23 protein-coding genes are annotated in these 24374 nt (G+C 60.1%); 9 read left to right on the forward strand and 14 right to left on the reverse strand.

Going from position 1 to position 24374, the window contains the following annotated elements; translation table 11 throughout:
• Window positions 1–87 precede the first annotated feature (87 nt).
• The gene (locus tag J4D25_RS24670; RefSeq protein ID WP_057712761.1) at window positions 88–1758 is read right to left on the reverse strand and encodes a bifunctional diguanylate cyclase/phosphodiesterase; all 1671 of its coding nucleotides are present in this window, start codon (window positions 1756–1758) and stop codon (window positions 88–90) included.
• 264 nt (window positions 1759–2022) lie between these two features.
• Here J4D25_RS24670 and rep point away from each other — a divergent pair, with 264 nt between their 5' ends.
• Together rep and J4D25_RS24680 are read left to right on the forward strand one after the other, a co-directional pair.
• Window positions 2023–4032 (forward strand): DNA helicase Rep, encoded by a 2010-nt coding sequence (gene rep, locus J4D25_RS24675; protein WP_007989511.1) that lies wholly within the window; start codon window positions 2023–2025, stop codon window positions 4030–4032.
• Window positions 4033–4089: 57 nt separating this feature from the next.
• Window positions 4090–4662, forward strand: coding sequence for a xanthine phosphoribosyltransferase (locus J4D25_RS24680; protein WP_057712760.1), 573 nt, complete (start codon window positions 4090–4092; stop codon window positions 4660–4662).
• Between the two features lie 132 nt (window positions 4663–4794).
• Here J4D25_RS24680 and J4D25_RS24685 read toward each other — a convergent pair whose 3' ends face one another.
• The 6 genes from J4D25_RS24685 to dadA form a co-directional block, all read right to left on the reverse strand.
• Complete coding sequence (locus J4D25_RS24685) at window positions 4795–6717, reverse strand: acetyl-CoA hydrolase/transferase C-terminal domain-containing protein (RefSeq protein WP_057712759.1); 1923 nt, start codon at window positions 6715–6717, stop codon at window positions 4795–4797.
• Between the two features lie 271 nt (window positions 6718–6988).
• Window positions 6989–7411, reverse strand: coding sequence for a cytochrome c5 family protein (locus J4D25_RS24690; protein WP_057712758.1), 423 nt, complete (start codon window positions 7409–7411; stop codon window positions 6989–6991).
• A gap of 182 nt (window positions 7412–7593) precedes the next feature.
• On the reverse strand, window positions 7594–8142 hold the full coding sequence (locus tag J4D25_RS24695; protein WP_007975150.1) for a cupin domain-containing protein: 549 nt from the start codon (window positions 8140–8142) through the stop codon (window positions 7594–7596).
• Window positions 8143–8269: 127 nt separating this feature from the next.
• Window positions 8270–9343 (reverse strand): alanine racemase, encoded by a 1074-nt coding sequence (alr, locus tag J4D25_RS24700; RefSeq protein ID WP_057712757.1) that lies wholly within the window; start codon window positions 9341–9343, stop codon window positions 8270–8272.
• 99 nt (window positions 9344–9442) lie between these two features.
• Complete coding sequence (locus J4D25_RS24705; RefSeq protein ID WP_057712756.1) at window positions 9443–9796, reverse strand: RidA family protein; 354 nt, start codon at window positions 9794–9796, stop codon at window positions 9443–9445.
• Entirely contained in the window at window positions 9768–11072 is a 1305-nt protein-coding gene (gene dadA / locus J4D25_RS24710; RefSeq protein ID WP_057716537.1) for a D-amino acid dehydrogenase, read from the reverse strand. The genes J4D25_RS24705 and dadA overlap by 29 nt, the downstream gene beginning before the upstream one ends.
• Before the next feature lie 157 nt (window positions 11073–11229).
• Here dadA and J4D25_RS24715 point away from each other — a divergent pair, with 157 nt between their 5' ends.
• On the forward strand, window positions 11230–11718 hold the full coding sequence (locus J4D25_RS24715) for an Lrp/AsnC ligand binding domain-containing protein (RefSeq protein WP_007975155.1): 489 nt from the start codon (window positions 11230–11232) through the stop codon (window positions 11716–11718).
• 152 nt (window positions 11719–11870) lie between these two features.
• Here J4D25_RS24715 and J4D25_RS24720 read toward each other — a convergent pair whose 3' ends face one another.
• Entirely contained in the window at window positions 11871–12224 is a 354-nt protein-coding gene (locus J4D25_RS24720; RefSeq protein ID WP_056726864.1) for a YkgJ family cysteine cluster protein, read from the reverse strand.
• Between the two features lie 147 nt (window positions 12225–12371).
• On the opposite strand from J4D25_RS24720, the gene J4D25_RS24725 reads away from it, so the two are divergent.
• Complete coding sequence (locus J4D25_RS24725) at window positions 12372–13679, forward strand: FAD-binding oxidoreductase (protein WP_057712755.1); 1308 nt, start codon at window positions 12372–12374, stop codon at window positions 13677–13679.
• 143 nt (window positions 13680–13822) lie between these two features.
• On the opposite strand, the gene J4D25_RS24730 is transcribed toward J4D25_RS24725, so the two are convergent.
• The gene (locus J4D25_RS24730; RefSeq protein WP_057712754.1) at window positions 13823–14056 is read right to left on the reverse strand and encodes a DUF1127 domain-containing protein; all 234 of its coding nucleotides are present in this window, start codon (window positions 14054–14056) and stop codon (window positions 13823–13825) included.
• Window positions 14057–14235: 179 nt separating this feature from the next.
• Here J4D25_RS24730 and J4D25_RS24735 point away from each other — a divergent pair, with 179 nt between their 5' ends.
• Complete coding sequence (locus J4D25_RS24735; RefSeq protein ID WP_057712753.1) at window positions 14236–15669, forward strand: PLP-dependent aminotransferase family protein; 1434 nt, start codon at window positions 14236–14238, stop codon at window positions 15667–15669.
• Between the two features lie 141 nt (window positions 15670–15810).
• On the opposite strand, the gene J4D25_RS24740 is transcribed toward J4D25_RS24735, so the two are convergent.
• Together J4D25_RS24740 and J4D25_RS24745 are read right to left on the reverse strand one after the other, a co-directional pair.
• A complete protein-coding gene (locus J4D25_RS24740; RefSeq protein ID WP_057712752.1) occupies window positions 15811–16953 on the reverse strand; it encodes an MFS transporter in 1143 nt (380 codons plus the stop codon).
• Window positions 16954–17139: 186 nt separating this feature from the next.
• Window positions 17140–18633 (reverse strand): aldehyde dehydrogenase, encoded by a 1494-nt coding sequence (locus J4D25_RS24745; protein ID WP_057712751.1) that lies wholly within the window; start codon window positions 18631–18633, stop codon window positions 17140–17142.
• Between the two features lie 257 nt (window positions 18634–18890).
• Between J4D25_RS24745 and J4D25_RS24750 the strand changes: the two genes are divergently transcribed.
• Complete coding sequence (locus J4D25_RS24750) at window positions 18891–19253, forward strand: cupin domain-containing protein (RefSeq protein ID WP_057712750.1); 363 nt, start codon at window positions 18891–18893, stop codon at window positions 19251–19253.
• A 189-nt stretch (window positions 19254–19442) separates the two neighbouring features.
• Entirely contained in the window at window positions 19443–19655 is a 213-nt protein-coding gene (locus tag J4D25_RS24755; RefSeq protein WP_057712749.1) for a hypothetical protein, read from the forward strand.
• Between the two features lie 141 nt (window positions 19656–19796).
• Here the strand turns inward: J4D25_RS24755 and rpmG are convergent, their stop codons facing one another.
• Both rpmG and rpmB read right to left on the reverse strand, forming a co-directional pair.
• Window positions 19797–19952, reverse strand: coding sequence for a 50S ribosomal protein L33 (rpmG, locus tag J4D25_RS24760; RefSeq protein ID WP_003177274.1), 156 nt, complete (start codon window positions 19950–19952; stop codon window positions 19797–19799).
• A gap of 11 nt (window positions 19953–19963) precedes the next feature.
• Window positions 19964–20197 carry a 50S ribosomal protein L28 gene (gene rpmB, locus J4D25_RS24765; RefSeq protein WP_007975166.1) on the reverse strand — a complete coding sequence of 78 codons (234 nt, stop codon included), beginning with the start codon at window positions 20195–20197 and terminating at the stop codon, window positions 19964–19966.
• A gap of 446 nt (window positions 20198–20643) precedes the next feature.
• Here rpmB and J4D25_RS24770 point away from each other — a divergent pair, with 446 nt between their 5' ends.
• A complete protein-coding gene (locus J4D25_RS24770) occupies window positions 20644–22230 on the forward strand; it encodes an ABC transporter substrate-binding protein (RefSeq protein ID WP_057712748.1) in 1587 nt (528 codons plus the stop codon).
• 124 nt (window positions 22231–22354) lie between these two features.
• Here the strand turns inward: J4D25_RS24770 and radC are convergent, their stop codons facing one another.
• Window positions 22355–23029, reverse strand: coding sequence for a DNA repair protein RadC (radC, locus tag J4D25_RS24775; RefSeq protein ID WP_057712747.1), 675 nt, complete (start codon window positions 23027–23029; stop codon window positions 22355–22357).
• A 135-nt stretch (window positions 23030–23164) separates the two neighbouring features.
• Between radC and coaBC the strand changes: the two genes are divergently transcribed.
• Window positions 23165–24373, forward strand: coding sequence for a bifunctional phosphopantothenoylcysteine decarboxylase/phosphopantothenate--cysteine ligase CoaBC (gene coaBC, locus J4D25_RS24780; RefSeq protein WP_057712746.1), 1209 nt, complete (start codon window positions 23165–23167; stop codon window positions 24371–24373).
• Window position 24374 lies beyond the last annotated feature (1 nt).

Here is a 24374-nt window from a genome sequence, read left to right on the forward strand (position 1 = left end):
TCAACGATAACGCTGGTTGGCAGGTGCCCCGCGGCGTTCTCGGGTTTATCGCGAGCAAGCTCGCTCCTACAGGGCTCTGTGGCAACCTCAGCCGATTTCCAGCATCGGCTGCTGATTGCTGCCAAACGTCAGATACTCCACCAGTTCGGCCAGCGGCAATGGCCTGCTGATCAAATACCCCTGCACCTGATCGCATTCAAACCCACGCAGCAGATCCAGTTGCTCCGGCGTTTCCACGCCTTCTGCGACCACCTCGAGGTTGAGGTTGTGCGCCAGGTTGATCATCGCGTGGACCAGTTTGCGGTTTTCCTCACGCTGCTCCATGCCGCCGACAAAGCTCTTGTCGATCTTCAGCAAGGTGATCGGCAGGCTGTTGAGGTGCACGAACGACGAGAACCCGGTGCCGAAGTCGTCGAGGGAGAAGCGCACACCGAGGCGCCCGAGGGCGTCCATGGTCTGCTTGACCAGATCACTGCGACGCATCACGGCGGTTTCGGTCAGTTCGAACTCCAGCCACTGCGCCTCGACACCGCGCTCGGCAATCAGGCGACTGAGGGTCGAAAGCAACTGGCTGTCCTGGAACTGCCGGAACGACAGGTTGATCGCCATGTGCAACGGTGGCAAACCCAGCTCAAGCAGCGCCTGCATGTCGCGCAAGGCCCGGGAAATTACCCAGTAGCCCAGCGGCACGATCAGACCACTTTGCTCGGCCAGCGGCACGAATTCACTCGGTGGAAGCAAGCCGCGCTCAGCATGCCGCCAGCGCACCAAAGCTTCGAGGCCGACGATCTGCCCGTCTTCGAGGTTCAGCCGTGGCTGGTAATGCAGCTCCAGCTCATCGCGGCGCAGTGCCCGACGCAGCTCGGTTTCGAGGTCGGCGATGCTGCGGGCATTGCGGTTGATGCGCTCGTTGAAAATGTGAAAGGTGCAGCCTTGGGTGCTTTTGGCCTGCTGCATGGCGATGTGCGCATGCCACATCAGCGGATCCGCACCAGCCTGGGCCCGGGCGTAGGCAATGCCCAGGCTGGAACCGATCAACAGGCTTTCGCCATCGACCCAATAAGGCTCGGCCAGTACTTCGCTGATGCGCTCGGCCATCCACTCGGCACGCTGGGGAGCACGACGGGTGTCGATCAGCAGAGCGAATTCATCACTGCCCAGGCGCGCCAGTTGATCGCCGGCCTCAAGCTGACTCTTGAGCCGCGCCACCACTTGCAGGATCAGGCGATCACCGGCCTGATGGCCGAGGGCGTCGTTGGCATAACGAAAGTTGTCGAGGTCGAGATGACCGAGGGCCAGGCCGCGACCGTCGTTTTCCGCCAGGCGCGCCGTCAGCAGAGTCTGGAAGCCCTGGCGGTTAGCGATGCCGGTCAGCGGATCTTGCTCGGCCAGACGTTGAAGGGTGTTTTCCAGAACGCCACGTTCGCGCACATGGCGTAGGCAACGGCGCAACATGCCGGGATCGAGATGATCGCGCACCAACCAGTCACTCACACCGTCGGGCGGGATCAGCGGCTCATGGTCGAGCAACAACACCGTCGGCAGGCTGCAACGGCCCGGCGCCGGCTGAAGTTGCGGGATGGTCAATAACACCGCGCTGCGGTTGTCATCGAACAGGCTGCTGACCGACTCCCAACTCGGCGCGCTGATGAGCACGACCGAGCTCCCCATAGGAGCCAGACACTCGCGCAACAACGCTGCCCACGCTGGCTCTTCGGCCAGTAGCAGCAAACGCAAGGGTTCGACAGGCGTAGACAAGCTAGCTCCCTAGACTCTGCAAAGATGTAGGCGACGGGCATTATGCCGTTCCGATGACCAATGACAATGACATCGGTGAGCAAAACGAGACCTTTGTATCCGGAATTACGAACATTAGCCGCAAATTCGTTGCGCATCCTGCGTGAAAGTAACAAAACCGGCAATTACAGATAGCGTGGTACGTCACAAGTCGGACAGAGCAGCACAATTCGCTGAGCCTGTTAAAATGCCGGCCCATTTCGTGACTGACTCCTGAATTTACCTATGTCCCGACTCAATCCCCGGCAGCAAGAAGCCGTGAGCTACGTCGGCGGCCCTCTTTTGGTGCTCGCCGGTGCTGGCTCCGGCAAGACCAGCGTGATCACGCGCAAAATCGCGCACCTGATCCAGAACTGCGGCATCCGCGCCCAGTACATCGTCGCCATGACCTTTACCAACAAGGCCGCCCGCGAGATGAAGGAACGGGTCGGCACCCTGCTGCGCGCCGGCGAAGGTCGTGGCCTGACGGTCTGCACCTTCCACAACCTGGGCCTGAACATCATCCGCAAGGAACACGTGCGGCTGGGCTACAAACCGGGCTTCTCGATCTTCGACGAGACCGACGTCAAGGCCCTGATGACCGACATCATGCAGAAGGAATACTCGGGCGACGACGGCGTCGACGAGATCAAGAACATGATCGGCGCCTGGAAAAACGACCTGATCCTGCCGGCCCAGGCCCTGGAAAACGCGCGCAACCCCAAGGAGCAGACCGCTGCCATCGTCTACACCCACTACCAGCGCACGCTCAAGGCGTTCAACGCGGTGGATTTCGACGACCTGATCCTGCTCCCGGTGAAGCTGTTCGAAGAACATGCCGACATCCTGGAAAAGTGGCAGAACAAGGTGCGCTACCTGCTGGTGGACGAATACCAGGACACCAACGCCAGCCAATATTTGCTGGTGAAAATGCTCATCGGCAAACGCAACCAGTTCACCGTGGTGGGCGACGACGACCAGTCGATCTACGCCTGGCGCGGCGCACGTCCGGAAAACCTGATGCTGCTCAAGGACGACTACCCGTCCTTGAAAGTGGTGATGCTGGAGCAGAACTATCGCTCCACCAGCCGCATCCTGCGCTGCGCCAACGTACTGATCTCGAACAACCCCCACGAATTCGAAAAACAGTTGTGGAGTGAAATGGGCCACGGCGACGAGATCCGCGTGATCCGGTGCCGCAACGAGGACGCCGAAGCCGAGCGCGTGGCCATGGAAATCCTCAGCCTGCACTTGCGCACCGACCGCCCGTACAGCGATTTCGCGATCCTGTATCGCGGCAACTACCAGGCCAAGCTGATCGAGCTGAAGTTGCAGCACCACCAGGTGCCGTATCGCCTGTCCGGCGGCAACAGCTTTTTCGGACGTCAGGAAGTGAAAGACCTGATGGCCTACTTCCGCCTGATCGTGAACCCGGACGACGACAACGCCTTCCTGCGGGTGATCAACGTGCCGCGCCGCGAGATCGGCTCGACCACGCTGGAGAAGCTGGGCAACTACGCCACCGAACGCAAGATCTCGATGTACGCCGCCACCGACGAAATCGGCCTGGGCGAGCATCTCGACAGCCGCTTCACCGATCGCCTGTCGCGCTTCAAGCGCTTCATGGACAGGGTGCGCGAGCAGTGCGCCGGCGAAGACCCGATCTCGGCCCTGCGCAGCATGGTCATGGACATCGACTACGAGAACTGGCTGCGCACCAACAGCTCCAGCGACAAGGCCGCCGATTACCGCATGGGTAACGTCTGGTTCCTGATCGAGGCGCTGAAGAACACCCTGGAAAAAGACGAAGAAGGCGAGATGACCGTCGAGGACGCCATCGGCAAACTCGTCCTGCGCGACATGCTCGAGCGCCAGCAGGAAGAGGAAGACGGCGCCGAAGGCGTGCAGATGATGACTTTGCATGCGTCCAAGGGCCTGGAATTCCCCTACGTGTTCATCATGGGCATGGAGGAGGAAATCCTCCCGCACCGCTCCAGCATCGAAGCCGACACCATCGAAGAAGAACGTCGCCTGGCCTACGTGGGCATTACCCGTGCGCGCCAGACCCTGGCCTTCACCTTCGCCGCCAAGCGCAAGCAGTACGGCGAGATCATCGATTGCGCGCCGAGCCGCTTCCTCGATGAGTTGCCGCCGGACGACCTGGCCTGGGAAGGCAACGACGACACACCGACTGAAGTCAAAGCCGTGCGAGGCAACAACGCATTGGCGGATATACGCGCGATGTTAAAGCGCTAGAATTGACCACTTTTTTAAAACCTTAGGGCGCACAAGGCGCCAACAGAGGACAGCTTCATGGAAGCCCTGCACAAGAAAATTCGCGAAGAAGGCATCGTGCTTTCCGACCAGGTCCTGAAAGTCGACGCCTTTCTGAACCACCAGATCGACCCGGCCCTGATGAAGCTGATCGGCGACGAATTCGCCACGCTGTTCAAGGATTCGGGCATCACCAAGATCGTCACCATCGAAGCCTCGGGCATCGCCCCGGCGATCATGACCGGTCTGAACCTGGGCGTGCCGGTGATCTTCGCCCGCAAGCACCAGTCCCTGACCCTGACCGAAAACCTGCTGTCGGCGACCGTGTACTCGTTCACCAAGCAGACCGAAAGCACCGTGGCCATCTCTCCGCGCCACCTGACCAGCAGCGACCGCGTGCTGATCATCGATGACTTCCTGGCCAACGGTAAGGCGTCCCAGGCACTGATTTCGATCATCAAACAGGCCGGCGCCACCGTGGCAGGCCTGGGTATCGTTATCGAGAAGTCGTTCCAGGGGGGTCGTGCAGAGCTGGACTCGCAGGGTTATCGCGTAGAGTCCCTGGCGCGTGTGAAGTCGCTGGCCGGTGGCGTCGTAACCTTCATCGAATAAAGGCCACACTGCACATCCCCCTGTGGGAGCGAGCTTGCTCGCGATTGCATAGCGTCAGTCGACATCTTCGTTGACTGATACACCGCTATCGCGAGCAAGCTCGCTCCCACAGTTGTTTTGGGGGGGGGGCAGTTACTGCGCAGTCGCCTTGAGGCCTGTGAGCAGCAAGCGCTGATACAAGTCTTCCTTCAGCCCTTCCGGACTGGCCAACTGCATGCGCTCCAGATGCTCTGGAAACAACGCAGGCTCCGGCGCATCCAGCGCTGCCTTGCCCAACTCCAGCACCTCGCTCAGCTTGAACTTGCTCTTGAGCCAGTTCAGCGCCCGCAACACATCCCGCTCGACCTCGGTGAAATCACAACCCAGTGGGTACTCTGGAAATAGCTGCGGATGCCGCGCCTGAATCTCCTGCAAACGCTGCGGGCTGTTATCGGTAAAGCGCGGATCGAGACGGAAGTCCTTGGGCAATTTGCCGACTTTCTGTGCCTGCGCGATCAGCCCCGACTGGAAACGTGAGTCGCTGATATTTAACAGTGCTTCAATCACCGCCGCATCGGTCTTGCCCCGCAGGTCGGCGATGCCGTACTCGGTGACCACGATGTCCCGCAGATGCCGCGGAATCGTGCAGTGACCATACTCCCAGACGATGTTCGAGCTGACGTCGCCTCCAGACTCACGCCAGCTGCGCAGCAGCAACACCGAACGCGCGCCTTGCAACGCATGCCCCTGCACCACGAAGTTGTATTGCCCGCCTACGCCGCTGAGCACACGTCCGTCTTCGAGCTGATCCGCCACCGCGGCACCGAGCAAGGTCACGGTGAACGCGGTGTTGATGAACCTCGCATCGAGACGTTGCAAGCGCTTGAGTTCTTCCTGGCCGTAGAGCTCGTTGATGTAGCTGATGCGGGTCATGTTGAATTCAAGCCGCTTGCTCTGCGGCAACTCACGCAAGCGTTCATAGAAGCTGCGCGGCCCGAGGAAGAATCCGCCGTGCACCGAGATGCCATCGGTTTGCGCAGCCTCGTCGAGGGTGCCGGCATTCGCCTGCTGTTGGGTCGCCGCGTCCGGATAAACCTTGCGCCGCACGATCCCGGCATCGGCCAGCACCAACAAGCCGTTGACGAACATTTCGCTGCAGCCATACAGGCCTTTGGCGAAGGGCTCGATGCCGCCTTCGCGCTCGATCAGTTGCGCCCAGTGGCTGAGGTTTACGTCTGCCAGCAAAGCCCTGTATCCGTCGTTGTCGGCTTGCCGCGCCAGCAACGCTGCCGTCAGCGCATCACCCATGGAACCGATGCCGATCTGCAAGGTGCCGCCGTCACGCACCAGAGTGCTGGCGTGCAGGCCGATGAAATGGTCCTGAAAGCCCACCGGCATGTTTGGCGTGGAAAACAGCGTGGTGTTGTCCTTCTCATCGATCAGCAGGTCAAAGGTGTCGATGTCCAGTTCCGCATCGCCGGGCATGTAAGGCAGATCGTTGTGTACTTGGCCGACCATCAGGATGGTTTCTCCGGCGGCGCGGCGCTTGGCGATCATCGGCAATAGGTCGAGGGTGATGTCCGGGTTGCAACTGAGGCTCAAGCGGTCGGGATGCTCGGCATGGCTGGCCACCAGTTGCGCCACCAGATTCAACCCGGCGGCGTTGATGTCCCGGGCCGCATGGCTGTAGTTGCTGCTGACGTAATCCTGTTGCGCCGTAGCACTGTTGAGCAGGCTGCCAGGCTGCATGAAGAACTGCTGGATGTGGATGTTGCCCGGTAAACCCTCGCGACGCAGGTCGGCGAGAAACTCCAGCTCCGGATAATCGCCGAACACACGTTCGACAAAGGGTTCTAGAAATCGCTTTTGCAAACCATCGCCCAAGGGTGGACGCCCCAGACACAACGCGGTGTAGATCGTCAGTCGTCGCTCGGGCAACTGTGCGATTCGTTGATACAGCGCGTTGACGAAGTGATTGGGTTTGCCCAACCCCAGGGGCAGGCCCATGTGGATATGCGCCGGCAACCGTGCCAAGACGTCATCGACTGCCTGTTCGATAGAGCACAGCTGAACCATCGGATCACCCCTCGCTTTCCATGACTTGAGCCTGGACCGAGCTTGCCGGGTCTTTGCTGCAATGAACAGTCCGTTAATGCCAATCGGCCGCCACAAAGACCTTGTAGGAGCGAGCTCGCTCGCGAAGAACCTGAGAGCACCGCGGGGTGCCAGGTTTCCAGCGTTATCGTTGACGACCATCGCGAGCGAGCTCGCTCCTACAAGGGTCAGCGCGGAATTGCAGGCACAAAAAAACCGTCCTGGGACGGTTTTTTGCGAACGATGCGGCGCCTTATTTCAGGCCGGACATCTTCTGGATGGCGCCTTTGAGCTCGGCGTCTGCACAATCGGCGCAGGTGCCTTTTGGCGGCATCGCGTTGATGCCGGAGATCGCCTTGGCGAGCAAGCCGTCAACACCACCTTCTTTCTTGGCACGTTCGCCCCAAGCGGCGGCATCACCGACTTTCGGCGCGCCCAACAGGCCTGTACCGTGGCAAGCGTTGCAATGCTTTGCAATCACTTCATCCGGGGTTTTCGCACCACCACCGCCGCCAGCGGAAGCGGCCACTTCCATGCCCTTGCACTCTTTACCCTGAACACAAACCTGGCCGACTGGCTCAAGGCGTTTGGCAATATCGTCGTTGGTCGCAGCCTGAGCGCTGACACTGACAGCCCATAGGGCCAATACGGTTGCTGGTGCAGCCAGCATTTTCATAATTAGGTTCACGCGTTCACCCTCAATGGTGGCTAGTCACGCCTACGGCCACGGTTCGCAGGCGGGCGCAAGTATAGCGGTAAGCCCGCCGCACTGAAACAACCCCAAAGTCGGAGGGGTCTTAGGTCGCGACGGAAAAACAGCCCGGGCACCTCTGCGATGCTGGCAGGACGCCTCTTTTCTTAGAAATTCGCTGGTGTGGCTGCGCTGATTAGTCGCGCAGGCGCATCGAACGGATTTCGGAAACGGTGTGGCTTGGTACTTTCAAAGTAGTAGCTATCGCCGGCTTCGAGGACAAAAGTTTCGAGACCGACCACCAGTTCCAGTTTTCCTTCGACCAGGATGCCGGTTTCCTCGCCCTCATGGGTGAGCATCTCGTCACCGGTATCGGCGCCTGGCGGATAGATTTCATTGAGGAAGGCGATGGCCCGGCTCGGGTGTGCCCGACCGACCAGCTTCATGGTCACGGCACCATCGGAAATATCGATCAGCTCGTTGGCCTTGTAGACGATCTGGGTCGGTTTTTCCTGCAGGATTTCTTCGGAAAAGAACTCGACCATGGACATGGGAATCCCGCCCAACACCTTGCGCAGCGAACTGATCGAAGGGCTCACGCTGTTCTTCTCGATCATCGAAATCGTGCTGTTGGTGACCCCCGCCCGTTTGGCGAGCTCACGCTGGGAAAGGCCTTTGAGCCTACGGATGGATTGCAGTCGTTCACCGACGTCCAAAGCTTGCGCCTCCAGGATTCAGATTGTTGGAATATTGAGCGTTATCATGGCGACAGCGTTCAGTATTTACAACACCTTGACCTGAATCCTGCTCAGCGAGGCGACTTCCGGTCTGGAGCCCTGCTCACTAAGCCCCGGAATAGAGCAGTGGCACTCGGCGCAGGTTGCAGAAGATCTGGTAAGGAATCGTGCCGGCAGCCATGGCCACATCACTGGCGAGGATGTTTTTGCCCCACAACTCGACGGTCGAACCGAGACCGGCCTGCGGCACATCGGTCAGGTCGATACAGAGCATGTCCATCGATACCCGGCCGATCAACTGGCTGCGCTGCCCGGCAACCAGCACTGGCGTGCCGGTCGGTGCCAGACGTGGGTAGCCGTCGGCGTAACCCATGGCCACCACGCCAATGCGCATCGGTTTGGGGGTGATGAATTTGGCGCCGTAACCGACGGGCTCGCCAGCCGGCAACTCGCGCACACTGATCACCTTCGATTCCAGGGTCATGACCGGTTGCAGCCGCGATGCCACTTCGTTGGCTTCTTCGAAGGGCGTGGCGCCATAGAGCATGATGCCTGGGCGCACCCAGTCACTCGGTATCTGCGGCCAACCGAGCACCGCCGGCGAGTTGCGCAGGCTGACCTCGGCGGACAAGCCCTTGCGTGCCGCTTCAAATACCGCCACCTGCTCCGCGCTGGCCTGTTCGTGCAGTTCGTCGGCACGCGCAAAGTGGCTCATCAGCACCACTTTCGCGACCTTGCCGCTGGCCAGCAGCCGTTGATAGGCCGCCTGATAATCCGCCGGGTGCAGGCCCACCCGGTGCATGCCCGAGTCGAGCTTCAGCCACACGGTGATCGGCTTGCTCAACGCGGCTTTTTCGATGGCTTCGAGCTGCCACAGCGAATGCACCACGCACCAGAAATCATGCTCGACGATCAGCGCCAGCTCGTCGGCTTCGAAAAAGCCTTCCAACAGCAGGACCGGCGCACGAATGCCCGCCGCCCGCAGCTCCAACGCCTCTTCGATGCAGGCCACGGCAAACCCGTCCGCCTCGGCTTCCAGCGCCTGGGCGCAACGCACCGCGCCATGGCCATAGGCATCGGCCTTGATCACCGCGAGGGCACGGACCCCCGTGAGTTCACGGGCGATCCGGTAGTTGTGACGCAGGGCTTGAAGGTCGATCAGGGCACGGGCAGGACGCATGGCGGCAGACTTCTGGTCGGGTTATCGGGAAGAAAAACCGGTGCTGGCTGACAGCGTTAACCACCAACAGCACCGGGAGAGGGATCTTTTCTGACAGGCTTATGGCAGAGCGGCGACAACCGACAGCTCGACCAGGATTTCCGGTTCGCACAATTTCGCTTCAACGGTGGCTCGGGCGGGAGCGACGCCTTTTGGCAGCCACTTGTCCCACACCGCGTTCATGCCTTCGAAATGCGCGTCGATGTCCTTCAGGTAAATCGTCACCGACAGCAGATTGTGCTTGTCGGTGCCGGCCAGATCGAGCAACCGCTCGATGTTGGCCAGTGTTTCACGGGTCTGCTGTTCAATCCCGGCGTTCATGTCGTCGCCCACCTGTCCGGCCAGGTAAACCGTGCCGTTATGGGTGACGATCTGACTCATGCGCTCATTGGTGAGCTGGCGCTGGACTGACATGCTTAGCAGACTCCTGGGTTTTGTTGCCATAACGGGAAATATCGAGGCCTTCGGCGCTGATCTGCGGCTTTCTCTTGGCCATCAGGTCCGCCAGCAAGCGACCGGAGCCACAGGCCATGGTCCAGCCCAGCGTGCCGTGACCGGTGTTCAGGAACAGGTTCTTGAACGGTGTGGCGCCTACGATTGGCGTGCCATCTGGAGTGGTCGGGCGCAGGCCGGTCCAGAAGCTCGCTTCGGCCAGATTGCCGCCCTGAGGATAAAGGTCGTTGACGATCATCTCCAGGGTTTCGCGCCGGCGCGGGTTCAGCGACAGGTCAAAACCGGCGATCTCCGCCATGCCGCCAACGCGGATGCGGTTGTCGAAACGGGTGATCGCGACCTTGTAGGTCTCGTCGAGAATGGTCGAAGTCGGGGCCATTGCCGGGTTGGTGATCGGCACGGTCAGGGAGTAGCCCTTGAGCGGGTACACCGGCGCCTTGATCCCCAGTGGTTTGAGCAGTTGCGGCGAGTAGCTGCCAAGCGCCAGGACGTAGCGGTCGGCGGTTTCCAGCTTGCCGTCGATCCATACGCCGTTGATGCGGTCACCGGCGAAGTCGAGGCGTTGAATGTCCTGGCCGAAACGGAATTGCACACCGAGGTTCGCGGCCATCTCGGCGAGCTTGGTGGTGAACATCTGGCAGTCGCCGGTCTGGTCGTTCGGCAGGCGCAAGGCACCGGCGAGGATGTCAGTGACGCTGGCCAGCGCCGGCTCAACGCGGGCAATACCTTCGCGGTCGAGCAACTCGAACGGCACGCCGGACTCTTTCAGCACGGCGATGTCTTTCGCGGCGCCGTCCAGTTGAGCCTGGGTGCGGAACAGTTGGGTCGTACCAAGGCTACGGCCTTCGTAGGCAATGCCGGTTTCGGCACGCAGTTCATCGAGGCAGTCGCGGCTGTACTCGGACAGACGGACCATGCGCTCCTTGTTCACCGCGTAACGGCTGGCGGTGCAGTTGCGCAGCATCTGTGCCATCCACAGGTACTGGTCGATGTCGGCCGTGGCCTTGATCGCCAGTGGCGCGTGGCGCTGCAACAGCCACTTGATGGCCTTGAGCGGCACGCCCGGCGCGGCCCACGGCGAGGCATAACCCGGCGAGACCTGCCCGGCATTGGCGAAACTGGTCTCCATGGCAGCGGCCGGCTGCCGGTCCACAACCACCACTTCAAACCCGGCACGGGCCAGATAATAAGCACTGGTGGTACCGATGACGCCGCTACCCAAGACCATGACGCGCATTTTCATATCCCTCATCGCGGCTAACCGCTGACGTTTGTTATTCAGAGCTTCAGATGTGCGCAGTGTAAAAAAGATTTGCCAGTGCATTTCACTATATAAGCGCCTATATTTGGCGACAATTCTCGGCAAAAACCCTTTTCACGGAGGCGCATCCCCTATGCGTACCAACACTCAGACCAAACGTGAGCTGGACAAGATCGACCGCAACATCCTGCGGATCCTGCAAGCGGACGGGCGGATTTCCTTTACCGAGCTTGGGGAAAAGGTCGGGCTCTCGACCACGCCCTGTACCGAGCGGGTCCGGCGTCTGGAGCGCGAAGGGATCATCATGGGCTACAACGCCAGGCTCAATCCGCAGCATCTGAAGGGTAGTCTGCTGGTGTTCGTCGAGATCAGCCTGGACTACAAATCCGGCGATACTTTCGAAGAGTTCCGGCGTGCGGTGCTGAAATTGCCCCACGTGCTGGAGTGCCACCTGGTGTCAGGGGATTTCGACTACCTGGTGAAGGCGCGGATTTCCGAGATGGCCTCGTACCGCAAATTGCTGGGCGACATCCTGCTCAAGCTGCCCCACGTGCGCGAGTCCAAGAGTTACATCGTGATGGAAGAGGTGAAAGAGAGCCTGACTCTGCCGATTCCGGATTGAAGATTTTCCGGTGTCTGTTCCGACCCCATCGCGAGCAAGCTCGCTCCCACAATGAACCGGTTTTGAACACAAAATTCAGGCAGACTCAAATACCTGTGGGAGCGAGCTTGCTCGCGATTGAGGCAACTCGGTCCACCTGAAGACCCGCTGTTTTAAACCAACACCTGCCGGGTACTGGCCATGTACTCGAACACCTGCTTCTCCACCCGCGGATGAATCAACTCCACTGGCCCCCGCCCATTGGGGCACGGCAGGGTCTTGGTGGTGCCGAACAACCGGCAGATCAGCGGCCGTTCGTCATACACCGTGCAACCATTGGGCCCCAGGTGCACACAGTTGAGTTCTTCCATGGCGGCATCCTGCTCGGCGCGGGACTTGCGCGGCAGGCGTGACATTTCTTCCGGCGAGGTGGTCACCGGGCCGCAGCAGTCATGGCAGCCGGGAACGCACTCGAACGAGGGAATCTGCTGTCGCAATGTGCGGATTGTCTGACTGTTGCAGCTCATTGAAGCGGTGACCAATAGCGGAATAGAGCGCGATTCTGACGCAAAAGCCCCAATCCAGACAGCACCAACCGACCAATGTTGCCCGTCCGGGAAGGTCCGGCTTATGCTCCGTCAAGTTTTCTAAACGCAAGCATCAGGAACACGCACATGAATGCCCGTGCTCAACAGCCTGCAATGAACCACACCGCGTCCTACTACGCCGCCAGCAGCCTGCCGCAGCCCGAACTTCCGGCGCTCAAAGGCGAAGTGCTGGCCGATGTCTGTGTGGTGGGCGGTGGGTTTTCGGGGTTGAACACGGCGCTTGAGCTGGCCGAACGCGGCCTCAGCGTAGTGTTGCTTGAAGCCCATCGAATCGGCTGGGGCGCCAGTGGACGCAATGGCGGGCAACTGATTCGCGGCGTCGGCCACGGCCTCGATCAGTTCACCAACGTCATCGGTGTCGAAGGTGTTCGGCAAATGAAACTCATGGGCCTGGAAGCCGTGGAAATCGTCCGGCAACGGGTCGAGCACTTCCAGATCCCCTGTGACCTGACCTGGGGATACTGCGACCTCGCCAACAAGCCCCGTGACCTTGAAGGTTTCGCCGAGGATGCCGAAGAGCTGCGCAGCCTCGGTTATCGCTACGAGACCCGTTTGCTGCAAGCCAACGAGATGCACACCGTGGTCGGCTCTACGCGTTACGTCGGCGGCCTGATCGACATGGGCTCGGGGCACCTGCATCCACTGAACCTGGCCCTGGGCGAAGCATCCGCGGCACAACGATTGGGGGTCCAGTTATTCGAGCACTCGGCCGTGACCCGCATCGACTATGGCCCAGAGATTAAGGTCCATGCCGCCGAGGGCTCGGTGCGCGCCAAGACCCTGGTACTGGGTTGCAATGCTTACCTCAATGACCTCAACCCGGAACTCAGCGGCAAAGTCCTGCCCGCCGGCAGCTACATCATCGCCACCGAACCACTGAGCGAAGAACAGGCCCACGCCCTGCTGCCGCAGAACATGGCGGTCTGTGACCAGCGCGTGGCGCTGGACTACTACCGGCTCTCGGCGGACCGGCGCCTGCTGTTTGGTGGTGCCTGCCATTACTCCGGCCGCGACCCCAAAGACATCGCTGCGTACATGCGTCCGAAAATGCTGGAGGTCTTCCCGCAATTGAGTGCCGTGAAGATCGATTACCAATGGGGCGGCATGATCGGTATCGGCGCCAACCGCCTGCCGCAGATCGGGCGACTCAAGGACCAGCCGAATGTGTATTACGCCCAGGCCTATTCCGGTCATGGCGTGAACGCCACACACCTGGCCGGCAAGCTGTTGGCCGAAGCCATCAGCGGCCAGCACAGCGGCGGCTTCGATCTGTTTGCCAAGGTGCCGCACATCACATTCCCGGGTGGCAAGCATTTGCGTTCACCGTTGCTGGCATTGGGGATGTTGTGGCATCGGTTTAAAGAGTTGGTCTGAAGGTTTAGCTGAGCCTGTACCGACGCCATCGCGAGCAAGCTCGCTCCCACAGTGTTTGGCAGTGTTCACAAAATTTGTGTTCACCACCGTTCCTTGTGGGAGCGAGCTTGCTCGCGATGAGGCCCTGAAGAACACCGCAAAACTCAGATCCGCCAGAAAGGCTTCAGCGCCTGCTCCCGCGTCAGCCCGATGTCCTTGAGCTGGTCAGCCGTCAGGGCCAGCAACGCCTTGCGCGTGTGCAGGCGACGCCAGAACCGGTCCCAGCGATTCAGGCCGGACGACGCATTGCCCATGCCCCCCTCCCGCGTGCCGTTGTTCTGCCCGGTCGCCAGCTCCTGACTGTGTAACGTCAGCCGCACATCGCTCAAACCGTTCATCTTGGATGCTCCTGTTTACTTGGGTAGCCAGAGGTTCCATGATGCGTGGGCGCGCAAGAGCATTACAGATTCAAAACAACTGTATTAACTCCATACAGTTTTGCCGATTCCGCCACTGAATCCCGATTTTTCGCCCGATCTGTACTGGTTAACCGAATCACCCTTATCGAGGCTGCACCATGACCCTTTACGTCAACCTCGCCGAATTGCTCGGCACACGTATCGAACAGGGCTTCTATCGCCCCGGTGACCGGCTGCCTTCGGTTCGGGCGCTGAGCGTCGAGCACGGCGTCAGCCTGAGCACAGTGCAGCAGGCCTATCGGGTGCTGGAGGACAGCGGGCTGGCCATGCCTCGGCCCAAGTCGGGGTACTTCGTCCCGGCCAGCCGCGAACTGCCGGATTTGCCGGCAGTCGGCCGCCCGGCCCAACGGCCGGTGGACATTTCCCAATGGGATCAAGTGCTGGAGTTGATTCGCGCCGTTCCACGCAAAGACGTGGTGCAACTGGGTCGCGGCATGCCGGACATCACCAGTGCGACCATGAAACCGCTGCTGCGTGACCTGGCGCGAATCAGCCGTCGGCAGGACATGCCCGGCCTGTATTACGACAACATCCACGGCAACCTTGAACTGCGCGAACAGATCGCTCGCCTGATGCTCGATTCCGGCTGCCAGTTGAGTGCCAGCGAACTGGTGGTGACCACTGGATGCCATGAAGCGCTGTCCACCAGTATTCGCGCGATCTGCGAGCCCGGCGACATTGTCGCGGTGGACTCGCCGAGCTTTCACGGCGCGATGCAGACCCTCAAGGGCCTGGGCATGAAGGCCCTGGAAATCCCCACCGATCCACTGACCGGCATCAGCCTCGAAGCGCTGGAACTGGCCCTGGAACAGTGGCCGATCAAGGTCATACAGTTGACCCCCAACTGCAACAACCCGTTGGGCTACATCATGCCGGAGTCGCGCAAACGCGCGTTGTTGACGCTTGCGCAGCGCTATGACGTGGCGATCATCGAGGACGATGTGTATGGCGAACTGGCCTACACCTACCCGCGTCCGCGCACGATCAAGTCCTTCGACGAGGACGGTCGCGTCCTATTGTGCAGTTCGTTTTCCAAGACCCTGGCACCCGGCCTGCGCATCGGCTGGGTCGCGCCCGGTCGCTATCTGGAACGGGTACTGCATATGAAATACATCAGCACCGGATCCACCGCGCCACAACCGCAGATCGCCATCGCCGAATTCCTTAAAGGTGGCCACTTCGAACCGCATTTGCGGCGGATGCGTACGCAATACCAGCGCAATCGCGACATGATGATTGATTGGGTGACCCGCTACTTCCCGGCCGGCACCCGCGCCAGTCGCCCACAGGGTAGCTTCATGCTGTGGGTCGAATTACCGGAAGGTTTCGACACCCTGAAACTGAATCGTGCATTGCACGACCAGGGCGTACAGATTGCCGTGGGCAGTATTTTTTCCGCCTCGGGCAAGTACCGCAATTGCCTGCGCATGAACTACGCTGCCAAGCCAACACCGCAGATCGAAGACGCAGTACGCAAGGTCGGTACGACAGCGATCAAACTGCTGGCGGAAAACGATCAGCTCAGCGACTGAGCTTTCTTCGGGAATCAGCGTCCATATGCCTATCTGCGCCGCCAAACGGAGTTGGCGGCGGCGTTTCAATGCCTGGCTGAGCAATTCGGTTGGCTGAGGAAGATGTTGTAAGACTCGACCGCCACAGTTCTGCGATGCTCATCAGGCTGGCTGAGCGGCGCCAAACGCCCCTTGCCTCGACACCACAATCAGCACGCCCAAGGCCCCCACTGCCATCAGCAACGGCAACGCATGGCCGTTGATCCACTGGCTGCCGGCACCCGCCAGCAGCGGCCCGACCAAGCAACCAATCCCCCACAGCTGTGCAATATGCGCGTTGGCCCGCACCAGTGCATCGTCGCGATAACGCTCGCCGATCAGGATCAGTGACAAGGTGAACAAGCCACCGGCACTGGCGCCAAACAAGACCCACAGCGGCCAGATCAGCAGTGTGTCGATCAGCATCGGAATCGCCAGGCTCGACACCAGCAAGACGACTGCGCAGCCGGTAAACAACGCCCGGCGCGACAAACGATCGGCCAACGCACCAATCGGCAATTGCAGCACCGCATCGCCGACGACCACCGTACTGACCATCGCCAGAGCGATCTCCGTGGTGAAGCCCTGGCGCAGGCAGTAGACCGGCAACAGCGTCAAAATCATCGCCTCGAACGCGGCGAACAGCGACACCGCCCAGGCAATCGCCGGCAGGCCACGACAAAACTCAAGCAAATCACGCAGGGTCACGCTGCTGGCTTCACTGCTCGGCGCGCCACTGCGGCCCAGCAACAGGAACGGAGCCGCCATCAGCAAACCGACGCCCACCCAAAAGCCATAGTCATGCTCGGTACCGAGGAAGCCCAACAACACCGGCCCCGCCAGCTGACTCAATGCGTAGCTGCTGCCATACAGCGCCACCAGCCGCCCGCGCCATTGCTCGACCACCAGTTGATTGATCCAGCTTTCACCGATGATGAATACAAGGGTCAGGATCACCCCGATCATCAGCCGCAGCACCAACCAGATCGGATAGCTCGGCAACAGCGCCAGCAAACCGATCGAAATCGCCCCGGCCCAAAGGCACAGGCGCATCAGATTGGCCGTGCCGAATCGCGCCGCCAGATGGCTGGAGATTTTCGCCCCCAGCAGGACGCCGATGGCTGGCATCGCGGCCATCACGCCAATGGCAAACGAGCCGTAGCCCCAGCTTTCCAGGCGAAACGACACCAGCGGCATGCTGACACCCAAGGCCAGGCCGACACTCAGGACAGATGCCAAAACGGCGAAATAAGTCGCCCAACGCATGTTCCACGCTCCTGTGGATATTTTTATGTACAACACAAAACATTGTGGGAGCGAGCTTGCTCGCGATGACGGAACAACATTCAACATTGAAGTCGACTGTTACACCGCTATCGCGAGCAAGCTCGCTCCCACAAGGGATCTGTGTCGTTCGGGAGGCCTGCTCTACAACAGACCTCCCTTAACGGCTTACAACTTGATCCAGGTCGCCTTCAGCTCGGTGTATTTGTCGAACGCGTGCAGGGACTTGTCGCGGCCGTTGCCGGATTGCTTGAAGCCACCGAACGGAGCGGTCATGTCGCCGCCATCGTACTGGTTGACCCACACGCTACCGGCACGCAGTGCGCGGGCGGTGAGGTGGGCCTTGGAAATGTCGGCCGTCCAGACCGCAGCGGCCAGGCCGTACGGTGTGTCGTTGGCAATCGCGATGGCTTCTTCGGCGCTGTCGAATTCGATGACCGACAGTACCGGGCCGAAGATTTCTTCCTGGGCGATTTTCATCGCATTGCTCACACCATCGAAAATCGTCGGCTCAACGTAAGTGCCGCCAGTTTCCTGGAGCGTACGCTTGCCACCGGCCACCAACCTGGCGCCGTCGGCATGACCGGACTCGATGTAGGACAGTACGGTGTTCATCTGCTGGGTATCGACCAGCGCGCCAACATTGGTCGCCGGATCCAGCGGATTGCCCGGCTTCCAGGCCTTCAGCGCCTCGATCACCAGCGGCAGGAATTTGTCCTTGATCGAACGCTCCACCAGCAGGCGCGAACCGGCGGTGCAGACTTCGCCCTGGTTGAAGGCGATGGCGCCAGCAGCGGCTTCGGCAGCATCCTGCAGGTTCGGCGCATCGGCGAACACGATATTCGGGCTCTTGCCGCCGGCTTCGAGCCAGACGCGCTTCATGTTCGACTCGCCGGAGTAGATCAGCAATTGCTTGGCGATTTTGGTCGAGCCGGTGAATACCAGGGTGTCGACGTCGTTGTGCAGGGCCAAGGCCTTGCCGACGGTGTGCCCGTAACCCGGCAGCACGTTCAGCACGCCTTTCGGGATGCCGGCTTCGACAGCCAGTTCAGCGATGCGAATGGCGGTCAGCGGGGATTTTTCGGACGGCTTGAGGATCACCGAGTTACCGGTGGACAGCGCAGGACCGAGTTTCCAGCACGCCATCATCAGCGGGAAGTTCCACGGCACGATGGCGCCCACAACACCCACCGGCTCACGGGTCACAAGACCCAACTGATCGTGCGGAGTGGCTGCCACTTCGTCGTAGATCTTGTCGATGGCTTCGCCGCTCCAGCTCAAGGCTTGCGCCGCGCCGGGAACGTCGATGTACAGGGAATCGCTGATCGGCTTGCCCATGTCCAGGGTTTCAAGCAGGGCCAGCTCTTCGGCGTGCTGTTTCAGCAGGCCGGCAAAACGGATCATGGTGGACTTGCGTTTGGTCGGCGCCAGACGCGACCAGACACCGGAATTGAACGTGGCGCGAGCGTTTTCCACGGCGCGCTGGGCATCGGCGGCGTCACAACTGGCAATCTTGCCGAGCAGACGGCCATCGACCGGGCTGATGCACTCGAATGTCTCGCCGGAAACGGCGTCGGTGTATTCGCCATTGATATAGGCGCGGCCTTCGATTTTCAGGTCGCGGGCACGTTGTTCCCAGTCGGCACGGGTCAGGGTGGTCATGCGAGTGTCCTCCTCTTATTGATACGACACCCGCGTTCTTCGCGGGCGCTGTCAGGAATTCTGCCCGGCCAGCCTGCTTTTCGGCCCAAGGCATCCACCACCCTAAACCAGCGGCAGGTGAAGTTTCAATATATTTGACATAACACTGGCAAACGGCCTTGCGATGTTCATTTTAATAAACATAGACTTTGGCGATACCCGTGTCCGGTCTGACCGGACACCCACCACTCGCACCGCAATGACGGGGGAATACAACAATGAGCATCCAGAATATCGTCGACTTCAGCCAGGCCACCACCGCCGCCGAACGCTATCGCCCGGATCCGACCAAAGTACTGAAGGGTGATCCCGAGCAAGCGGTGTACAACCACTACAACAGCCCTTGCGGCCAATTGAACGCCGGCGTGTGGGAAGGGGCTGTCGGCCAGTGGACGGTAAACTTCACCGAACACGAATACTGCGAAATCGTGCAGGGGGTTTCCGTGATACGTGACCTCGACGGCAACGCCAAGACACTGCGTGTGGGTGATCGCTTCGTGATCCCGGCAGGCTTTCGCGGCACCTGGGAAGTGCTGGAGCCATGCCGCAAGATCTATGTGGCGTTTGAACAGAAGGCTTGAAGCAAGATCATCGAAATACCCCAAAGCCCGTCCCCGGTGACGGGCTTTTTCACGGGCGGGCCCCGGCAAACATCGCGACACAGTACAACAGGTGATAAATGACCGGAGCTGCTCCAGTATTTCTTCACGGCATCCAAGACGGATGACGGGAGCAATTTCGCTCACTCACCAATTGCAAGGAAGCGGTAAATGACCATTGATTTGAAACAACACCTGGATACAGCCATTCAATACATCGGCCGACAATACTCCGAAGAGCTGCGTGGAGAGCTCGCCAACAAGACCGGGCTGGCGGTACGTCCGAGGGGCATCGGGTTCATCATGACCAAAGACTACAATCCCGCACGGATCAATCTGCTGGTTGAAAACGAAATCATCACCCATGTCACCATGGGCAATTGATTTGCGCCAAACCATGCATCGCTCTACTCAGCACTGAAGCGCAATGACTTGATCAGGCTGAAAAGCTGTCCGTTTTTCAAGCACAACAAAAAAGGCCCGTATCTCGCGATACGGGCCTTTTTCGTAAGAGGGAAAAATCAATTACTTGATTTTGCCTTCTTTGTAGATCACGTGCTTGCGAACAACCGGATCATATTTCTTGATCTCGATTTTGTCCGGAGTAGTACGCTTGTTCTTGTCGGTAGTGTAGAAGTGACCAGTACCGGCGCTCGAAATCAAACGAATCAATTCACGCATGATTAGCTCCCTTAAACCTTGCCATCGCGGCGAAGTTCGGCCAGCACGACAGTGATGCCACGCTTGTCGATGATACGCATGCCTTTGGCAGATACGCGCAGACGCACAAAACGTTTCTCTTCTTCAACCCAGAAGCGGTGATGCTGCAGGTTCGGCAGGAAACGACGACGGGTTTTGTTGTTTGCGTGGGAAATGTTATTCCCAGTCACCGGACCCTTACCGGTAACTTGACAGACTCTAGACATGCCTCAGCCCTCTAAAACCACATGCCCAACCCGGCATGGGTTGGCCGCTTAATCTCTCAGTCATTTGGCGCCAGGCGCCGCGTTTCTTTAGAGGTCTTACCGGCTACACCTACAGTGAAGGAACCGGGCCCCTAGAAAAGAGCGCTGCTTTATACCAGAAAGACTAGAGAGCAACAACATTCAGTGTGCGTTGAATTCACAAAAACCCCGTTTTTCTGGCTCCGAGCGCCTTGGACAAAGGCTATCGTCGATGGCGACCGCTCGTCGCAGAAAATCGTTCAGCGAGCCATCCAGGGGGTTTGCTCAACCGCTGCACAGCAAAATCAGTCGCCTATAGTCCCCTTAAAATGAAAAAGGGGATAGTCATTTGCAAAAGAGCCCACTAGGGTAAGCCTTTTCCAGACTGCACTTGCAGATGGGCCTTCGACCTGTATAGGAAGCCGACCATGCGCCTTGCTGCCCTACCGCTGTTGCTCGCCCCGCTTCTGCTGAGCCCACAGGCATTTGCCGCCGCCCTGAGCGTCTGCACCGAGGCCAGCCCTGAAGGGTTCGACGTGGTGCAGTACAACTCGCTGACCACCACTAATGCCTCGGCCGATGTGTTGATGAATCGCCTGGTGGACTTTGACACGGCCAGTGGCAAGGTGGTCGCCAGCCTCGCCGACAGCTGGGAAGTCAGCCCCGACGGCCTGACCTACGTTTTCAAGTTGCACCCGCTGGTGAAATTCCATCGCACCGAGTACTTCACTCCAACGCGCGACCTTAACGCCGAAGACGTGATTTTCAGCTTCGACCGTATGCTCGACCCGGTCAATGCGTGGCACAAAGTCGCCCAGAGCGGCTTCCCGCATGCGCAATCGATGCAATTGCCTGCATTGATCAAGAAGATCGACGCCCTCGATCCGCAGACCGTGCGCTTCACCCTCGACCACCCGGATTCGACCTTCCTGGCGACCCTGAGCATGGGTTTCGCCTCGATCTATTCGGCCGAATACGCCGACAAACTGATGAAGGCCGGCACACCCGAAAAGCTCAACAGCCAGCCGATCGGCACAGGGCCGTTCGTTTTCACTCGCTTCCAGAAGGACGCCTCGGTTCGCTACAAAGCCAACCCCGACTACTTCGGCGGCAAACCCGCTGTAGATCCGCTGATCTTTGCCATCACCCCGGACGCCAACGTGCGCCTGCAGAAATTGCGCCGCAACGAATGCCAGATCGCCCTGTCGCCCAAACCTCTGGACGTACAGGAAGCGCTGAAAGAGCCGACGCTGAAGGTCGAAAAGACTGACGCGTTCATGACCGCATTCGTCGGCATCAACAGTCAGCATCCGCCACTGGACAAGCCTGAAGTCCGCCAGGCCATCAACCTTGCCTTCGACAAGGCCAACTATGTCAAAGCCGTGTTCGAAGACACTGCCGAGGCGGCCAACGGTCCGTATCCGCCCAACACCTGGAGCTACGCCAAAGGCCTGCCGGGTTACCCTCACGACATCGCCAAGGCCAAGGCCTTGATGGCCAAGGCCGGACTCAAGGACGGCTTCCAGACCACCATCTGGACCCGCCCTTCGGGCAGCCTGCTTAACCCCAACCCAAGCCTTGGTGCCCAACTGCTGCAGTCTGACCTCGCGGAAATCGGCATTCAGGCCGAAATCCGCGTGATCGAATGGGGCGAACTGATCCGCCGCGCCAAGGCCGGTGAGCACGACTTGCTGTTCATGGGCTGGGCCGGTGACAACGGTGACCCGGACAACTTCCTCACGCCGCAGTTTTCCTGCGCGGCGGTCAAGTCCGGCACCAACTTCGCCCGCTACTGCAATCAGGACCTGGACAAGCTGATCAGCGCCGGCAAGACCACCGGCGAGCAAGGTGTGCGTAGCAAACTCTACGAACAGGCCCAGGCGCAGATCCAGCAGCAGGCGCTGTGGCTACCACTGGCTCACCCGACGGCCTTCGCGCTGACGCGCAAGGATGTCGAGGGGTATTCGGTCAGCCCGTTCGGCCGGCAGGACTATTCCAAAGTGACCCTGAAATAAACGGCTGAAACCCTGTAGGAGCGAGCTCTGCTCGCGATGGACTTCAACGATGACGAGGGCTGCCTGAATGAAAGCGGTGCCCCGGCCGCCATCGCGAGCAGAGCTCGCTCCTACAGTGAATCATTCACATCCACCCATACTCCGCCATCGACAACGGGTCGCCATCGCCGATGATGAAATGGTCGAGCACCCGCACGTCAATCAACTCCAGCGCCTTTTGCAGGCGCTTGGTCAGCACCCGGTCGGACTGACTTGGGTCGGTGTTGCCCGAAGGATGGTTGTGACAGAGGATCAATGCCGCTGCGTTGTTGGCCAGGGCGCGCTTGACCACCTCTCGCGGATGAACGCTGGTGTTGTCGATGGAGCCGCGGAACAGCGTCTCGAACGCCAGTACCTGATGCCTGGAATCGAGAAACAGGCAACCAAACACCTCGTGTGGCTCGTGGCGCAGCATCGATTTCAGATACTCGCGAACCGCGTGCGGACTCTCCAGTGCCGACTTATGGCGCGCACGCTCGGCCAGATGACGCCTGCTCATTTCTTGCGCAGCCTGCAACTGCGCAAATTTCGCCGGCCCAAGTCCCAACTGCTTGCTGAACGCTTCCTGATCGGCTTCAAGCAACAAACGCAGGCTGCCAAACTGATTCAACAGGTGTCGCGCCAGATCTACTGCACTTTTACCCACCACGCCGGTGCGTAAAAAGATCGCCAGCAATTCGGCATCCGAAAGGCTTCCCGCACCCCGCTCAAGCAACCTCTCCCGCGGCCGTTCCGCCGCCGGCCAATCGCGAATACTCATAGCACCTCCCTGTCTGTGGGCACCGCTGTTCCGTAGCGGTCGCTGTGATATCGTAGCCCATCTTTTTTGCGGGCGAATTCACCCTGGGGAGGGGGGTTCGCCACGTATGTCACCAACGAATTGAAAGGCAGGCCTATGCAGCGGCTGTATCGGAAACGCATTGTTCTGGGCGTCGGCGGCGGTATCGCTGCCTACAAGAGCGCCGACCTGGTTCGCCGCCTGATCGATCAGGGCGCCGAAGTGCGCGTGGTCATGACCCGTGGCGGCGCAGAGTTCATCACCCCGTTGACCATGCAGGCCCTGTCCGGGCACCCGGTCCACCTGGACCTGCTGGACCCGGCGGCCGAGGCGGCCATGGGCCACATCGAACTGGCCAAATGGGCCGATCTGGTGCTGATCGCCCCCGCCACGGCGGACCTGATCGCCCGCCTGGCCCAAGGCATCGCCGATGATCTGCTGACCACGCTGGTGCTGGCCACCGACGCAATGGTCGCCGTCGCGCCGGCAATGAACCAGGCGATGTGGCGCGATCCGGCGACCCAGGCCAACCTGCAAACCCTCGAAAGCCGCGACATCAAGGTTTTCGGCCCAGCCTCCGGCAGCCAGGCCTGCGGCGACGTCGGCCTGGGACGCATGCTCGAAGCCCTTGAACTGGCCCAGTGCGCCGCCGACTGCTTCCAGCGTCAGGCACTGACCGGCAAACACGTGCTGATTACGGCCGGCCCGACCCAGGAAAACATCGACCCGGTGCGCTACATCACCAACCACAGCTCCGGAAAAATGGGCTTTGCCCTGGCCGAAGCCGCTGTGGAGGCTGGTGCCCGCGTAACCCTGATCACCGGCCCCGTGCACCTGCCGACTCCGGATCGCGTCAACCGTATCGACGTGGTCAGCGCCCGCGACATGCTGGCCGCGTGTGAAGCGGCGATCCCTTGCGACCTGTTCATCGCCTCGGCAGCGGTCGCGGATTACCGTCCGGAAGTCGTCGCCCCACAGAAACTCAAGAAAGATCCTACGAACGGCGACGGCTTGTTGCTACAGATGGTGCGTAACCCGGACATCCTGGCCACCATCGCCACCCGCCCCGACCGCCCGTTCAGTGTCGGTTTTGCCGCCGAGACCGAACACCTGCTCGATTACGCTGCACGCAAGTTGAAAGACAAGAACCTCGATCTGATCGTCGCCAACGACGTCGCCAACCCGAGCATTGGCTTCAACAGCGAAGAAAACGCCTGCAGCGTCATCGACCGTGAGCTTCACGCCACACTTTTCGCCCAGACCAGCAAGAGCAAGATTGCTCGCCAGCTGATCACTTTTATCGCCGAACGTCTGAACCAGGTTTAAT

This window comes from Pseudomonas sp. GW456-L13 (genome assembly GCF_017350115.1).
Lineage (GTDB): Bacteria > Pseudomonadota > Gammaproteobacteria > Pseudomonadales > Pseudomonadaceae > Aquipseudomonas > Aquipseudomonas jessenii.